The organism is Nonomuraea diastatica (assembly GCF_004349015.1).
Lineage (GTDB): Bacteria > Actinomycetota > Actinomycetes > Streptosporangiales > Streptosporangiaceae > Nonomuraea > Nonomuraea diastatica.
The window spans coordinates 50,548-66,014 of sequence record NZ_SMKP01000034.1; the positions used below are offsets into that span (position 1 = coordinate 50,548).

At 70.6% G+C, this 15,467-nt stretch carries 14 protein-coding genes; 8 read left to right on the forward strand and 6 right to left on the reverse strand.

All coding sequences use genetic code 11. From position 1 onward, the window contains the following. Positions 1–945 carry an ABC transporter permease gene (locus tag E1294_RS14730; RefSeq protein ID WP_132508803.1) on the reverse strand — a complete coding sequence of 315 codons (945 nt, stop codon included), beginning with the start codon at positions 943–945 and terminating at the stop codon, positions 1–3. Beyond that, positions 942–2,525 carry an ABC transporter substrate-binding protein gene (locus E1294_RS14735; protein ID WP_220447744.1) on the reverse strand — a complete coding sequence of 528 codons (1,584 nt, stop codon included), beginning with the start codon at positions 2,523–2,525 and terminating at the stop codon, positions 942–944. Before E1294_RS14735 ends, E1294_RS14730 begins: the two co-directional genes overlap by 4 nt. A 379-nt stretch (positions 2,526–2,904) precedes the next feature. Between E1294_RS14735 and E1294_RS14740 the strand changes: the two genes are divergently transcribed. The 3 genes from E1294_RS14740 to E1294_RS14755 all read left to right on the forward strand — a co-directional run bounded on the left by E1294_RS14740 (position 2,905) and on the right by E1294_RS14755 (position 6,692). Continuing rightward, positions 2,905–5,193 (forward strand): polysaccharide lyase 8 family protein, encoded by a 2,289-nt coding sequence (locus tag E1294_RS14740; RefSeq protein WP_132508807.1) that lies wholly within the window; start codon positions 2,905–2,907, stop codon positions 5,191–5,193. Positions 5,194–5,603: 410 nt separating this feature from the next. Further along, positions 5,604–5,783, forward strand: a complete 180-nt coding sequence (locus E1294_RS14750; protein ID WP_132508809.1) for a hypothetical protein — start codon at positions 5,604–5,606, stop codon at positions 5,781–5,783. Between the two features lie 150 nt (positions 5,784–5,933). Next, positions 5,934–6,692 (forward strand): AfsR/SARP family transcriptional regulator, encoded by a 759-nt coding sequence (locus tag E1294_RS14755; RefSeq protein WP_132508811.1) that lies wholly within the window; start codon positions 5,934–5,936, stop codon positions 6,690–6,692. Between the two features lie 41 nt (positions 6,693–6,733). On the opposite strand, the gene E1294_RS14760 is transcribed toward E1294_RS14755, so the two are convergent. Next, on the reverse strand, positions 6,734–7,255 hold the full coding sequence (locus E1294_RS14760) for a TlpA family protein disulfide reductase (protein WP_132508813.1): 522 nt from the start codon (positions 7,253–7,255) through the stop codon (positions 6,734–6,736). After that, positions 7,255–7,770 carry a MauE/DoxX family redox-associated membrane protein gene (locus tag E1294_RS14765; RefSeq protein WP_132508815.1) on the reverse strand — a complete coding sequence of 172 codons (516 nt, stop codon included), beginning with the start codon at positions 7,768–7,770 and terminating at the stop codon, positions 7,255–7,257. Before E1294_RS14765 ends, E1294_RS14760 begins: the two co-directional genes overlap by 1 nt. 128 nt (positions 7,771–7,898) lie before the next feature. Between E1294_RS14765 and E1294_RS14770 the strand changes: the two genes are divergently transcribed. From E1294_RS14770 to E1294_RS14785, 5 genes are read left to right on the forward strand one after another with little or no spacing between them, the layout of a single operon-like run. Further along, on the forward strand, positions 7,899–8,426 hold the full coding sequence (locus E1294_RS14770) for a PadR family transcriptional regulator (RefSeq protein ID WP_132508817.1): 528 nt from the start codon (positions 7,899–7,901) through the stop codon (positions 8,424–8,426). Further along, positions 8,423–9,133 carry an ABC transporter ATP-binding protein gene (locus tag E1294_RS14775; protein WP_132508819.1) on the forward strand — a complete coding sequence of 237 codons (711 nt, stop codon included), beginning with the start codon at positions 8,423–8,425 and terminating at the stop codon, positions 9,131–9,133. Before E1294_RS14770 ends, E1294_RS14775 begins: the two co-directional genes overlap by 4 nt. Further along, positions 9,130–10,230, forward strand: a complete 1,101-nt coding sequence (locus E1294_RS55755) for a hypothetical protein (protein ID WP_246083016.1) — start codon at positions 9,130–9,132, stop codon at positions 10,228–10,230. The genes E1294_RS14775 and E1294_RS55755 overlap by 4 nt, the downstream gene beginning before the upstream one ends. Further along, entirely contained in the window at positions 10,143–11,471 is a 1,329-nt protein-coding gene (locus tag E1294_RS55760) for an FtsX-like permease family protein (RefSeq protein WP_246083017.1), read from the forward strand. Before E1294_RS55755 ends, E1294_RS55760 begins: the two co-directional genes overlap by 88 nt. Before the next feature lie 25 nt (positions 11,472–11,496). Beyond that, positions 11,497–13,386 carry a penicillin acylase family protein gene (locus tag E1294_RS14785; protein WP_246083018.1) on the forward strand — a complete coding sequence of 630 codons (1,890 nt, stop codon included), beginning with the start codon at positions 11,497–11,499 and terminating at the stop codon, positions 13,384–13,386. Positions 13,387–13,393: 7 nt separating this feature from the next. On the opposite strand, the gene E1294_RS14790 is transcribed toward E1294_RS14785, so the two are convergent. Together E1294_RS14790 and E1294_RS52680 are read right to left on the reverse strand one after the other, a co-directional pair. Further along, complete coding sequence (locus E1294_RS14790; RefSeq protein WP_165977282.1) at positions 13,394–14,626, reverse strand: phospholipase D-like domain-containing protein; 1,233 nt, start codon at positions 14,624–14,626, stop codon at positions 13,394–13,396. A 133-nt stretch (positions 14,627–14,759) separates the two neighbouring features. Next, on the reverse strand, positions 14,760–15,467 hold a 708-nt coding region (locus E1294_RS52680; protein ID WP_220447745.1), incomplete at its 5' end, for a hypothetical protein.

The window sequence follows — 15,467 nt, forward strand, 5'->3', positions numbered from 1 at the left end:
TCAGTTGTCCTCCGCCCGGGGATCGATGGCTCTGATCACCAGGTCTCCGACGAGGTTGACCAGGATGACGATGGTCGCCGCGGCGAGGACGACGGCCTGGATGACGGGGTAGTCGCGCTGCCCCACGGCGTTCATGAGCAGGGAGCTCATTCCCGGCCACCCGAAAATGGTCTCGACCAGGACCGTGCTTCCGATGAGCGTCGTCAGCTCGACGGTCGTCATGGAGACCACGGGAAGCATGGCGGTCCGCAGAGCGTGACGTTTGATCACGCGCTTCTCGACGAGCCCTTTGGCCCGTGCCGTACGGACGTAGTCCGCGTTGAGCGTCTCCAGCATCGCCGCCCTGGTCATCCGGGTGACCACGGCGCATGAGGCCGCCGCCAGCGTGACCACTGGGAGGACGAGGATCTGCAGGTGGGCGATGGGGTCGTCCAGTGGCGAGGCGAAGCGACGAGGCGGCAGGATCGGGATGAGGACCGCGAACACCAGCAGGAGCAGGGTTCCGACGACGAAGACGGGAAGGGAGATCCCGAAGATCGACCCTGCGACCAGTGCGTGGTCCGACGGCTTGTCGGCCCGGGTGGCGGCGATGCGGCCGAGCGCGATGCCGGCCACCAGGGAGACGGCCAGGGCGAGCAGGACCAGTTCGAGGGAATTGCCGATACGGGCGGGGAGGTCCTGCATCACCGCACGGCCGCTGATGAGGGAGGTGCCGAGGTCCCCTTGGAAGAGCCGCACCCAGAATCCGAAGAACTGTCCCAGGAAGGGCTCGTCGAGGTGCATCGCGGCCCGGGTCAGGGCCACCTGCTCCTCCGTGGCGGCGTCCCCCAGGGCGGCCCTGGCGGGATCGCCGGGGATGAGCCGGGCGAGGAAGAACACGATGCTTCCGACGAGGAGCAGCTGGACGATCGCCTGGGTGAATCGTCTGACAAGGAAACGCCTCACGCTGTCTTCTCCATCCAGGTCCGGCGGAGAGCCGTGGCCGTCCACGCGCCCTTCGGCGGATGCTCGTAGCCCCTGACGTAGTGGTAGTGAGCCTCGCCCTGCTCGCGGCGGACGGTGTAGGTCATCGGGACCAGTTCCAGCGCTCGTTTCTCGGCCTCGAGGTAGATCTCGTTCCGCAGCGCCGGGTCGGCTGTCCTTCTTCCCTGGTCGAGCAGGTCATCGATCTTGTCGTCCTGGAAATCGAGGTTCTTCGCGAAGGTGCCGGTGCCGCCGATGAAGTCACGCAGCGACGCGGGATCGCCGAACTTCGGCGCCGTTCCCCAGGAATGGACCGGGAACGTTTGGGCGGCCACGCTGGCCCGGAAGGTCAGCCACTCCTGCTGGGTGAGGTTCACGTTCATACCGGCCGCGCGCAGGCCCGGCAACATCGCCTGTGTCGGCCGGGCGATGACCGAGTACGAGCTGGTGGTGACCACCGGCAGCGTCAGCCCTTCCTGACCCGCCTGCTTGAGCAGATACTTCGCCTGCTCGGGGTCGTAGGGCATGGAGCCGTCGAGCTGGCGCGCGTAGGGGGCGAAGATCTCGGGCATGAGAGCCCCGTCCATGGGCCGCCCGTTCCCGAGCAGCGCGGTGTCGAGGACCGACGGCCTGTTGATCGACATGGCGACCGCCCTGCGGACGCGCACGTCGTCGAACGGCCGCCAGCTGGTGACGAACCCGACGAAGCCGAAACCGAAGGTCTTGTCGGACGCGAACCGCAGCCGGGGGTTGCCGGTGATGACCCCGACATGGGTCGCCGGGACATAGTCGATCATGTCGACGGTGGCGGTGCGGAGCGCCGTCACGCGCGCGTAGTCATCGCTCATCGGCTGGAACACGATTGCGTTGAGGTACGGCAGCTCGGGCTCGAAGTAGTCGTCGAACCGGACGAAGGTGGTGCTGACGCCGGGGATGCGCTCGACGAACCGGAACGGGCCGGTGCCCATCATCTGGGTCTTGGTGTTCGCGCCCGACTCGATCCACTTCCTGGACACGATGGTGGAGGTCGGCGCCGCGAGGGCGAACGGGAAGGCCACGTCGGGCTGCTTGAAGGTGAAGACCACGGTGGTGGCGTCGACGGCCTCGATGGCGGCGACCTGGTCGAGGAGCGGCCCCGACGTCGCCGCGGTGTCCTCGTCCATCATGCGGCGGAACGAGAAGACCACGTCCTCGGTCGTCAGGGTGGACCCGTCGTGGAACCTCACGTCCGGACGGAGCCTGACCTTGTACGTCTGCTCGTCGGTCCACCCGAACTCGGCCGCGAGATCGGCGACGATCTCGCCGGAGCCGTCGTACTGGACCAGGCCGTTGTAAGCGAGTTGCCGCAGATAGTCCGACGCGCTGCCCGTGGAGACGTGCGGATCCAGGTTGGCCGGATCGGTGGACAGGCCGAAGTGAAGAGCTCCGCCCCGGTTCGGACCACCGGGGTTGGGCCGGACGGCCTCCATGGACTCCGGCAAGGTCACCGGGTTGCCACACGCCGCCAGAGTCGTGGTCCCCAGCGCGGCGGCGCCTCCCGCGAGGAAGCTTCGCCTGCTCATCATCGCCATGACATCTCCAGGTCGCCGGGCCTGACACTGAGCCGTCTTGGGTAGGAATCCAGCACGTATGGCGCATGTATACACGGCGTTCACATGAGGGGTCAACGGCTATCCGAAAACCGCTCCGCACGTCGGCCCGCAACTCGGCGGGTCGCAACCGCCCTTCATCCACGCGGCCCTGCCGTGGGCCGGTCGTTCGCCGCTCGGCGGCGAACGGCGCCTCGTCACCACCCCGCTCACCCTCGGCGATGTGGGTCCCCGGTGAGATCTCCGGGATGCCGGAGCCCGGCCGACGCCCGACAGGGTCGAGATGGTCGCATGCTGATCGATATATGATTGACCTTTTGGTTTGGTATTGCCCGATTGTCGGAAGGCCCCCATGTCCCACCCCCTCAGCCGGCGGTCCACCCTGCTGGGCGCCGCGGGCGTGGCCGGCCTCGCCCTCTGGGAAGAACCCGCGGAGGCGGCCGGCAGGGCCGCGTTCGACGCCGCGCGTGAGCGGTGGGTGGGCCTGCTGGCTGGCAGGTCGTACAACGCCGCCTATGCCGACAAGACCCGGGCGGTCGAGGGCTCGGCTCACGCGGTGCTGCGCAAGCTGAAACCTGCCCCCGGCCGCCCGAGCCTCTGGCCCGACCTGCCGCTGGACGACCCCCGGACGGGCAACTTCAACCGCGCCTACAACCGCATGCGCACCCTGGCGCTGGGCTGGGCCACCCCGGGCACCGCCATGCATCGAGACAGGCAGGTCGCCGAGATCGCGGTCAGGGCGCTGGACTTCCTGTACGAGCACGCCTACCACGAGAGGCTCGACCCGCGGGGCAGCAACTGGTTCTGGTGGGAGATCGGCGTGCCCCGCTCGCTGACCGACACCTGCGCCCTGCTGTACGACGGCCTGCCCCAGGACCGTCTCAAGCGCTGGCTGCGCCCGTTGCGCCGCTGGTGCCCCGACCCGGAGCGCCGGGTCAGTCACTCCGGCGTGGTCGAGACCGGCGCCAACCGGGCGAGCAAGGCCATGGCGGTGGCGATGCGGGGATTGCTCACCCACGACGCCCGGCTCGTCAAGCGGGCCAAGGACGCGGTCTCCGACCTGCTGCGGACCACCAAGGGCCCGGGCGACGGCTTCTATCGCGACGGGTCGTTCATCCAGCACGACGTGTACCCCTACACCGGCAGCTACGGCGTGGACTACCTGGAGAGCGTGGCCAAGCTGATCGCCATGCTCGCGCACTCGCCCTGGGAGATCTCCGACACCGGGAAGGTCTACGACATCGTCGATCGCTCCTTCGTGCCGTTCGTCTTCGACGGGCTGATGATGGACTGCGTACGCGGCCGGGCCGTCTCGCGTCAGGGGCACCGCGACTACCACGCGGGGCAGAAAACAGTCGAGGCCATCCTCACCCTGCTGGAGGCGGCGCCCGAGCGCCATGCCCGGCGCTGGCAACCGCTGGTGAAGGGCTGGCTCACCCGCAACCAGGCCGTCCCCTACGACACGCTCGCGCCGCTGGCGAGCATCGCGAAGGCCAAGGCCCTGGTGGAGGACCCGTCGGTGCCGATCGGCCCGCGTACGACGGGCACGTACGTCTTCGCCGACATGGATCGGGTCGTGCACCGCCGTCCAGCCTGGGCCTTCGCGATCGCGATGAGCTCGGAGCGCATCGGCGCGGCCGAGGCCATGAACCGGGAGAACCTGCACGGCTGGTACACCGGTGACGGCATGACCTACCTCTACACCGGCGACCTCACTCACTGGAACGACGATCTGTGGCCCACGATCGACCCGTACCGGCTGCCGGGCACGACGGTGGACACCCGCGGACGCGCCGATCTCCGGCACGGCAAGCGCCGCCTGCCGCCCACCCCGTGGGCCGGCGGCGTGGCGCTCGACGGCGCGTACGGTGCGGCGGCCATGAAGCTGATCGCCGACGGCTCCTCGCTGCGGGCCAAGAAGGCGTGGTTCCTTCTCGATGACGCGGTGATCGCGCTCGGCACCGGAATCACCGCCTCCGACGGCCGCCGCATCGAGACCGTCGTGGAGAACCGCAACACCCATGACGGGCATCCGCCGCTGTGCCGGGGCGACGGCTGGGCCCACCTGTGCGGTGTGGCCGGCTACGCGCTGCTCGACGGCGCCGACGCGAAGGTGATCCGCGAGAAGCGCACCGGCCGCTGGCGGGACATCGACAAGGGCGCCACCACAGGAGGCGACAAGACCCGCGTCACCAGGCACTACACGACGATCCTCATCGACCACGGCGTCGATCCGCGCAAGGCGCGCTACGCCTATGCCGTGCTGCCCGGCGCCTCCGTCGCGCAGACCGCGGCCTACGGCGGGCGGATCGAGATCCTCGCCAACTCCGGAGGGGTGCAGGCCATTTCCCGCGACGGCCTGCTCGCCGCCGTCTTCTGGCGCGCGGGGACGGTAGAGACCGCGGACGGGCCGCTCGCCGCCGACGGCCCGTGCGCGCTGCTGATCCGCCGCGATGACGAGCAGGTGCGGCTCGCGGTCTCCGACCCGTCCAGGACCGCCGACGAGGTGAAGATCACGCTGCCCTGGCCGGTGAAATCGGTCAAGGCAGGTGATCGCGGCGTGCGTAAGACCAAGAAGACGGTCAAGGTGGAACTCGGTGGCAGCCGCGGGCACACCCGCACCGCGGTGGTGCGCGTCTGAACCCCGGAGGTGCTCGACGCCGGCCTCGACGGTCGAACGGCCGGTCGCCGGGATCCTCTCGCTGCCGATCCGGTTGCCGCGTGCGCCGCCCGGTCTGATTCGGGCCGCCGCCGTCCACAGGCGCGCCCACTGAGGTTGCCGCCCCCTGCTCGTGCTGGACGTGGTGCCAGGTCAAGAACAGCCAGTCCGGGGGTGAACCTGCCGGTCCCTGAGCCGACGTCCAGCCCCGCCAGAGGACGCCGCTCGGGCAACACCGCCCGCCCGCGAACGCGGCGCCGCTAGCGGCACGCGATCGACGGGCTAGGGCGATGAGCAAGCCTTGACCTCGTGTCATCTCCGCTCGTGCGTTGCGCACACGCGGCCGGCGGGCGGAGGAAGCCAGGCAACCCCTACATCAAAAGGAATGGGTCATGACGTCTGCTCTGGGAAAGCTCAGCGACCGGCTGCTGGGGATGATCGTCCCGCAGGAGAGCGCCGCAGCCGTGGAGTGTTACTACATCTACAAGTGCGTTTACCCCATCAGGCTCCGCGCCCACTGCTGTGACGGCAGCTGCACCAAGTACGAGATCATCAGCGAAAACGGCTGCTGAGGAGTAACCGGGGGATCCCTCGCGTGTGCCTGTCCGTTCCGCCGCGATCGCCCGGTCGAGCTGAGGCCGTCCGAACGTGATGGGCAGGCATACCCGCGCCATACCCGGAACATACCGACTTCGACCAGGATTCCGGTCGGAGGTGGGTGGATGTTCACATTGCTGGGACGCCTGGCGGTGGTGGATGGCGGCGGCCGGGCGATCATGGTTCGGGCCGCCAAGCAGCAGGCTGTGCTCGCCGTTCTCATACTGCGTCCGGGCGAGGTGGTCACCATCGACCGGCTGATATCCGAGCTCTGGCAGGACGAGCCGCCGGCCACGGCGAAGGCGAGCGTGCAGACGTATGTGTACCGCCTGCGGCGTGCTCTGTCCCCGCTCGCCGCCGACGGCGTGGACCTGGCCACCGTCGGCAACGGCTACACCTTGATCGTCCCGGACGGGGTGGTCGACGTCAGGGTGTTCGAGACGGCCGTCGCCAAGGGGGCGGACGCCCTCACGGAAGGCGAGGCCGGGTCCGCGGTCAAGCCGCTGCGGGAGGCCCTGGCGGTATGGCGTGGCCCCGTGGCGCCGGAGATCGACGTCGAGCTCGTCCGCGACGAGCGCCGCCGCCTGGACGAGGTCCATCTGACCGCGCGCGAGTTGTGCGCGGAGGCCGAACTGCGGCTCGGCCACCACAACCGCGTCATCCCTGAACTGGAGCGGCTCGTCGAGGCCCATCCCTTCCGGGAGGCTTCGTGGGCGATGTTGTTGCAGGCGCTCGCCGACCGTGGCCGCCGTGCCGAGGCGCTCGCCGCCTACCGTCGGCTGCGCGACATCCTCAACTCCGAGCTCGGCATCGAGCCGGCCGACGCATTACGCCGCCGGCATCAGGAGATCCTCCGGAGCGGCAGCGTCCTCGTCATGGAGTAGGCCGTGTCCGGGCGGACCCGGGCCCAGGGAAACGATCACTGTCACGAGCCTGCTGTGGTGGGCATGATGTAGTCGCTGTCGGCCACCGTTCCGTCCGCGTCGATGAGGAAAACGGTCGGATACCCGGCGACCTTGAACGCCGACTGGACGGGCCCCTGAGGCTCCTCGGAAACGACGCTCGCCACCTGAGCGAGTTGTTCGACGTACGGCGCCGGGTCCTCGTCAGAGCCGGCGGTGACCACGGCGAGCACCGCGTCCGGCGTCTGTCGTGCCCGCTCGACGAAGAGGGGCAGCAGGTCCTTGCACGGCCGGCACCCCGCCGAGAAGAAGCCCACCATGGCGGGGCCGCCGAGCAGCTCCCCCGAGATGGGCTCGCCCTTCGTGGTCGTGGCGGCGAACTCGGGGATCCTTTCACCCGGCGCGAGCCCGCCCCTCGTCATCGGCTCATCGAAGTCCTGCCGGACGGCCTGCTGACGGAGCCGGCGGATCACGCCGACGGTCAGCAGCAGATTCACCATGGACAGCAGACCGACCAGCACGACCGCGGCGACCAGGTACGGCATCACACGCTCCCCGACGTTTCCATGAACAGCCCAGCGATGTCGTCGAAGGCGATCAGCACGATCGCCCCCGCCAGTCCGGCCGGCACCGCCACCGCCAGCCCGGCGGCGTCCGGCGGTCCGCCGGAGAAGATCAGGCCCGTGCCGCCCAGCACCACCACGAGCAGCAGCAGGGCGTTACGGACCAGGTGCACCCGCCCGAGCGGGGTCGCGGAGAAGCCGAAGCAGCGGCATGGCGCCCGTACGCCCTTCCGGATCGAAACCATGATCACCAGAGTGAACCCGGCGAGCAAGATCGCGCTCAGGGCCAGACCTGCCTGGGGGATCAGCATGAGGACGGCGGTGACCGCCTCGCCGGCCGCCACCGCACCGGCGGCCGGCAGGCGGAGACTCTCCGGCACCATCGTCAACGACGCCGCGAACGACCGCACAGCGGCGCCGCTGCGGAGCTTGGTGAACGCGGAGACCGCGAAGACAACCCCGAGCAGAACCTGGCATGCGACGAGCAAGAGATCCACGACAGGACATGTTTGCCGATGCGTCTAGCGCGTCCCTAGCGCGCCGCTGGCGTCGGGCCCGGTTGGGAAGCGGCGGTGCCGCAGCGCTTAGCCTCCGCGTATATACTTCCAGTGTATAGTCATCCGTCATGACAGTCCCCTTGGCGCTGCTGGGCCTCCTGGACCGCGAGCCCAGCTACGGCTACGACCTGAAGCGCGACTACGACACCTACTTCGGCAGGGGAAAGCCGCTCCCCTTCGGGCAGGTCTATTCGACGCTCGGCCGCCTGGCCAGGGACGGCAAGGTCACGGCCGGTCAGAGCGAACGCGGTGACGGCCCCGACCGCAAGCGTTACGCCATCACCCCGGCAGGCAGGCAAGAGGTGGAGGCGTGGCTGGCCGAGCCGGTGGCGGCGGAGCCGTACCTGCAGACGGTGTTGTTCACGAAGGTCGTGCTGGCGCTGATGCTGGGCCACGACGCACAACGTTTCCTGGACATCCAGCGCACCACGCACATGCGGCGCATGCGCGAGCTGTCGGAGATCAAACGCGGCGGCGCTCTCGTGGACGCCCTGCTGGCCGATCACGGCATGTTCCATCTGGAGGCCGACCTGCGCTGGATCGACGTGACCGCGGCCCGGCTGGGCGCGCTGGCGGAAACGGTCCGGCCCGCATGACCGTTGACGCCCTCCCCGTGCCGGGCCCGCTCCTGGAGGCCCGTTCCATCGACCGTTCGTACGGCCGGACGCCGGCGCTGCGCGAGGCGAGCCTTTCCGTGACGGCGGGAGAGATTCTGGCGATCATGGGCCCGAGCGGTTCCGGCAAGTCCACGCTGCTGCACTGCCTGGCCGGCATCTTCAGCCCCGACACGGGCGAGGTCCGGTTCGACGGGCGGCGGCTGGACACCCTGAGCGACGCCAGGCGGTCCGAGCTGCGCCGCACCGCGTTCGGCTTCGTCTTCCAGTTCGGCCGGCTGGTGCCGGAGCTCACGGTGGCCGACAACGTCGCCCTGCCGCTGCTGCTCGGCAAGGTCAGGCGCAGGCAGGCCTACCAGCGGGCGGACGGCTGGCTGCGGCGGCTGGAGCTGGACGAGCTGGGCGGGCGGCGCACGGGTGAGTTGTCCGGAGGGCAGGCGCAGCGCGTGGCGATCGCCAGGGCACTGGTGACGCGGCCCAAGGTGATCTTCGCGGACGAGCCCACCGGCGCACTCGACTCGCTCACCGGCGAGAAGGTCATGGAGCTGCTCGTCGGCCTGGCCCGCCAGGAGGGCACGACCGTGAACGTGGTGACCCACGACCCCCGCGTCGCCGCCAGCGCCGACCGGGAGGTCCTGGTGCGCGACGGCAGGATCACCGACCCCTACGCCGGCGAGGCCGTCCGATGACATTCTGGCTGGGCCTGCGGCTGTCGTTGCGCGGCGGCCGGGAGGCGGCCGTCCGGCTGGCGCTCGTCACCGCCGCCGTCGCGATGGGGGTGACGGTGCTGCTGTCCACGGTGGCGCTGTTCAACGCCTTCCAGGCGACCGCGAGCCGCCCCTGCTGGGAGTGCACGACCGGCTCCGCGCCGGGCGGCTGGGCGCTGGGCGCCACCCCGGGCGCCGTGTTGTGGAACCACCGCCAGGACTCCTACGCGGGCCGCCCGATCAAGCGTCTCGACGTCGCCGTACTCGACGCGGAAGCACCCGCGCCGGCCCTTCCCGGCGTTCCCGCGCTGCCCGGTGCAGGGCGCTACTACGTCTCGCCCGCGCTCGCGGCGTTGATGGAGGCCGTGCCGCGAGAGCAACTCGCCGACCGTTTCCCCGGCACCCGTACGGGGCTGATCGGGCGGGCGGCGTTGTCCGGCCCTGACGACCTGGTCGTCGTCGTCGGCCGGACCTCCGGCGAGCTGGCCGCCATGGCCGGCACCGTGGCCGTCGACGCCGTCGCCACCACCCCGCCCGCGGACGACACCACGGCCCTGTACGAGCACGGCTTCGGCATCGCCGCCGTCGGCCTGATCTTTCCGCTGCTCGTCCTCATCGGCACGGCCACGCGCCTGGCCACCGCCCGCCGCGAGGCGCGTTTCGCGGCGATCAGGCTGGCGGGCGCCACCGCGCGGCAGATCAACGCGATCGCCTCGATCGACGCGGCGCTCGGCGCGCTGCTGGGCGCCCTCGCCGGCATCGCGGTCTTCCAGGCGCTGCGGCCCGCCGTGGCCGGCGTCGCCATCACCGGCTCCCGCTTCTTCCCCGACGTGGTCGCGCCTACCGCGCTCCAGCACGCCGCCGTGGTCGCGGGTGTGCCGCTCGCCGCCACCGGCGCCGCCCTGTGGTCGTTGCGCCGGGTGCGGATCACGCCGCTCGGCGTGGCAGGCAAGGTGCGGGCCTCCGCTCCGGGATGGTGGCGGATCGTCTCGTGGCGGGACTGGGACTGTTCGCGGGTCCGGTGTTCGCGGACGGCAAGGAACCGAACGCGGTGCTCGTCGACATCGGCCTGGCGCTGATCATGGTCGGTCTCGTGGTGGCCGGGCCCTGGCTGACGATGCTGGCCGCGCGGCTGGTCGCCCGGGTCACGCCCGGCGCGGCGACGCTGCTGGCCGCCCAGCGGCTGGCGGCCGACCCCAAGGGGGCCTTCAGGTCGGTGAACGGGATCGTGCTGGCGGTCTTCATCGGCACGGCCGTCGCCGGCATCGTCCCCGCCGTCGTCTCGGGCCAGGAGGCGGTGGGTGGCGGCACGCTGAACACGGTCATGCAGGCGTCGTTCGGGTACGCCGAGGGCCTGCCTCTGCCGCCTGCCACGGCGTCCGAGCTGCTCGCCAAGGTACGCGCCCATCCCGGCGTCACCGTGCTGCCGATCTACCGCAGGGCCGATACGCCGCCCTGGCCGGACGGCCCTCCGCCGTGCGACCCGGGCCCCGGCTGCCGGCCCGACTTCCTGCTCGGTCAGGTGGTCGATTGCGCGGCCCTGACCGGCTTCCCCGCGCTCGGCCGGTGCGCCCCGGGCATCCGCGCGGTGGCGGCCGACTTCAACCGGCTGCTGACCGGCGACAACATGCTCTCCGTCGACCGCAACCTGCCGATCGTGGACACGGCCAGCCCAGGCAACACGGCCGGACCAGCCAGCCCAGCCAACGCAGGCGACGCAGGCAAGACAGCCAACACAGGCAACACGGCCGCGTCCGCCGCCTCAGCCGGTCTGCCCCTGGCGGCGGTGCTGATCAGCGCCGACGACCCGGCCGTCCGTGAAGAGATCCGCACGCTGCTCACCCCGTACGTCGCCCGCGCCGGCGGCGCCGAGACGCCGCAGACGTTCGCCGAGGTCGCCCAGGCCCGCGCGGTGCTCCTGGACCAGGCGGAACGTGTCGCGCTGGCCATCGTCGCGCTGACCCTGCTGGTGGCGGGCTGCGGCCTGCTGGTGGCGGTCACCGGCGGCGTGATGGAGCGCAGGCAGCCGTTCACCCTGCTGCGGCTGTGCGGGACGCCCACGCGGACCCTGTCGAGGGTGGTGTTGCTGGAGACGGCTGCGCCCATGGTGCTGGCCGCCCTGGTGGCGGCGGCCGCGGGCTTCGGCGTGGCCGAGCCGATGATCGACCAGCTGGCCATCAAGAGCGCGCCGCCGGCGCTGCCGGGCCCCGCCTACTTCCTGACCCTCGGCGGCGGGCTGCTGGCCGCCCTGCTGGTCATCTTCGCCGGCCTGCCGCTGCTCAAGCGCGTGACCGCGCCCGACAACGCCCGCTTCGAATAGGGCCCCGCTTCGCAAAGGACTGCCGATGATCATGACCCTTGTCCGGCGGCCGGCCGCGGCGCTCGTCGCGGCCCTGGCCGGCGCCCTCCTCGTCGCGGTGCCGGGGAGCGGCCCCGCCCCGGCACGAGCCGCAGAAGGCCGCTACGCCGCCGACGTCAGGCGCACCGAGTACGGCATCCCGCACATCTCCGCGAAGGACCACGGCGGCCTCGGCTACGGCCACGGCTACGCGTTCGCGCAGGACAACCTGTGCGTCATGGCGTCGTGGGCGCTCACCTTGCGCGGCGAGCGGTCGCGCCATTTCGGCGCGGAGGCGATGTCGGACGACGCCGTCGACCCGATCTCCAACCTGGCCAGCGACGTGTACCACAAGAGCGTCCAGGCGTCGGGCGTGTTGCGCCGGGTGCTCGCCCGCCCCGCGCCCCACGGCCCCAGCGCCGCGCTGCGCGCGCTCGTGGACGGCTACGTCGCCGGGTTCAACCGCTACCTGAGCGACACGGGCGTGGCCAGGCTGCCCGACCCGGCCTGCCGGGGCAAGGCGTGGGTCGGCCCCATCACCGCGACGGACGTCTGGATGAACCTGCTCGACCTCGGCCGCCTGGGCGGCAGCTCCCGGTTCAAGGAGGCCGTCGCCGCCTCTGGGCAGGCTGAAGGGGAACGTCCCTCGCGGCAGCGTCCGCCAAGGGTGACCGCCCCCGGCAGCAACGCCTACGCCCTCGGGCGCGAGGCCACCCGCGGCGGCCACGGCATGCTGCTGGCCGACCCCCACTTCCCGTGGAACGGCAGCCGCCGCTTCTACCAGGTTTACCTGACCATCCCGGGCGTGCTCGACGTGGCGGGCGGCAGTCTCTACGGCACCCCCATGGTCCAGATCGGCCACAACGCGAGCATGGCCTGGACGCACACCGTCTCCCACGCCCAGCGCTTCACCCTCTACCAGCTCGAGCTGGCGCCGGGGCAGCGCACCGCGTACCTGGTGGACGGCAGGCCGGAGCCGATGGGCCGGCAGGAGGTCACGGTCACCGTCCGGGACGCCCAGGGCGCGGTCAAGCCCGTCACCACCACCCTGTTCACCTCCCGGTACGGCCCGGTGCTGGCGGACGGCTGGACGAAGGAGACGGCGATCGCCCTGGCCGACGCCAACGCCGTCAACCTGCGGTTCGCCGACGAGTGGCTGGCCATGAGCGCCGCCCGCGACGTGACCGCGCTGCGGCGCGCGCAGGAGACGTACCAGGGCATGCCCTTCGTCTACACGCTCGCCGCGGATGTCCGCGGCGAGAGCGACGGCGAGAAGGCCGACGTCCGCCGGGCCTGCGACACGCTGGCAGCCTGGGACGGGCGGGCCCGCCTCGACAGCCGGGGCGCGATCCTGTGGAGGGAGTTCTTCATGGGGCTCAACGGTCCGCAGAGGCGGCCCGGCGGGTCGATAGTCCCGCCGACAAGCTGGTGGAAGGTGCCGTTCGATGCCGAGCACCCGCTCACCACGCCGCGCGGGCTCGACATCGCCCACCCGGTGGTGCAGACCGCGCTGGCCGATGCCGTGCGGTTCTTCACGGCCAACGACGTCGCGCTGAGGCTCACGCCGGGGCAGGCCCAGCGGTACGGCGCCGTCCCGGTGCCGGGGTGCACCGAGGGGGAGGGCTGCTTCGACCGGATCCGTACCAGCGGCCCGCTCGGCGAAGACGGCCGTTATCCGGACGTCAACACCGGCTCCAGCTTCATGATGGCCGTGGAGCTGACCCCGGCGGGGCCGCGCACCCGCACCGTGCTGACGTACTCGTTGTCGGCCAACTCGGCCTCGCCGCACCACGCCGACCAGACCGAGCTGTTCTCGCGCGGCGAGTGGGTGACCGAACGGTTCACGGAGGCCGAGATCCAGGCATATCCGCACCTGGTCACGACGTCGCTGCGCTAGCGCGCGGTCATTCCGCTCGTTCGTCGGGGGACTCGACCGTGGCGGGCAGGCTCCTGGCCCGCTTCTTGCTGGTCTGGACGTCGACGTCGGCGGCCGCCTGGACGTCCCAGAAGTTGTTCTTGAAGGCGCGATGGACCTCGGGGTCCGTGATGCGGAGCATGGTCTCGTCGTTCTCGCGGAGCGATGAGGGATTGAGATTCATGCTGCCGGTGAAGACCACCTTCTGGTTGATCTCGCCGTTGTACGTGCCGTCGATCAACAGGTCCTTCTGGTGCGTTCCCGGGGCGTTCTCGAACGTCCGGATCTCCGGGCCGTGATAGCCGTTCGGCGGCTTCAGCAGCGCTTCCAGCGCGGCCTTGCCGGCGTGCCGGTACACGATGTCGACGTAGCAACCCTGCTGGTCCAGCTCCCACAGCCGCCTCGCCACGGCCGTGCGCGCGATGTGCCAGGTGGAGACCCGGATGATCGTGCGGTGGTCGCCGGTCGTGCCGCCCTCCGTGTTGCCCTTGCACTTCACGTGGCCGAGGATGTTCTCCATGGTGTCGCCGTCCGCGCGGGGCGCGTGGTAGATCTTCATGGCAGGCGTCTCGACCGGTGGATGCGTCTCGTAGTAGTCGGGGATCAGCTTCATCCGCAGCAGGTCGTCGAAATACGCCAGGTAGGCGTCATAGACGGCCTTGTCGGACAGGGTGTAGGAGCTGTTCCACTGCCCTGTCCCGGAGCCGCCCTTCTTGAGGTTGGCGCTCGACTGCATCACGACGTCGGAGCTGCCGAGGGTGCTGGAGAACAGATAGAACTTGTTGTGCATCTTCGACCCGTCGTCGCCGGGGACGTCGCCGATGCACGCGGTCGAGGAGTTGCCGTCGTGCCGGCAGTGGGTCGCCCACGACGGCCGGCTCGTGTCGCCGCCCAGCGCCGCGGCGAGATCCTTGAACTGGTCGCTGTCCTTGGCGCCGCCGTCGGCCAGGACCTTGACGTTGACGCCCTTGGCGTGCGCGGCCTTGAGCGCGGCGAGCACGTCGGGGTCGGTGAACTCGAACGCCGTCACCCGGATGTCCGAGCCCGCCTCCGCGCCGCTGATCAGGGTGATCAGCTGATCCACGATCTTGGTAGCGTCGGCCGTGGTGGGATTGTTGAACACGGCCCCGAGGGGCGCCTGGCGTACGGTGTGCGCACCGGCCGTGCCCGGCCACAGAAGGGGCAGGGCGACGGCCGCGGCCATGATGTCACGCGAGAGCATGGCGAGACCGTAGCCCGGCGCGATGTACATCCGCTGTAATCACGCTGGCCTCATCTTCGGCGTGCATTCGCTGCCGGTGACCTGGTCCTGAGACGGCCACGATCGGCCCGGGGCCGCCGCCCCGGGTCCCCCTTCATCCTCCGCCGCTGCTGAGCTTCTCCGCGACCGTACGCGCCGTCTCCAGCGCGCCCGCGGTCAGCCTGCCCTCGGCGTCCTGGGTGACGGAGCGGCCGTACTCGACCTCCACCACCGCGTTGCTCACCCGGACCCCCACGACCGCCTTCGTGGGCCCCCTGTCGCTGCCCTCCAGCGTGTACGCGGTGACATAGGAATCGTCCCCGACGGCCGGCTCGGCCTTGGTGTAGCCCTGAGGGATGAGCGACGCCTTGTGCCGGCGGGCGACGAACTGCTCGTGCGCCTGCGTCACCCCGTCGGGGAACACCTTCGTGTACACCTTCAGGCGGAAGGTCATGTTGTCAGGAAGCCCCGCCCCGTACGGGGTCAGGGTCGTCCACTCGCACTCCTCCTTGTAGATCTTCTGCTGCTTGGGGAAGACCACCAGCTTGGTCAGCAGCTCCTCGGTGAGGAGATCGCACGGGTCGACGTCGTCGGAGAACTTCGCCTCACCGGTCGGGGGCGGCTCGCTCGTCGGGGGCTGCGTGCTGGGCGGCGCCGACGAGGCCGTCGTCCGCGCGGAGACAGGTTTGCTGGGCGGCGCCGGCGGCGGCTCCTGCCTCGTCAGCAGGAAGGCGACCGTGAACACCATCAGCACGAGCACCGCCATGGCCCCGCTGAGGAGGCCGGGCGTCACCCGGACGCCGCTGGGCCGGGGGGAGCGGGG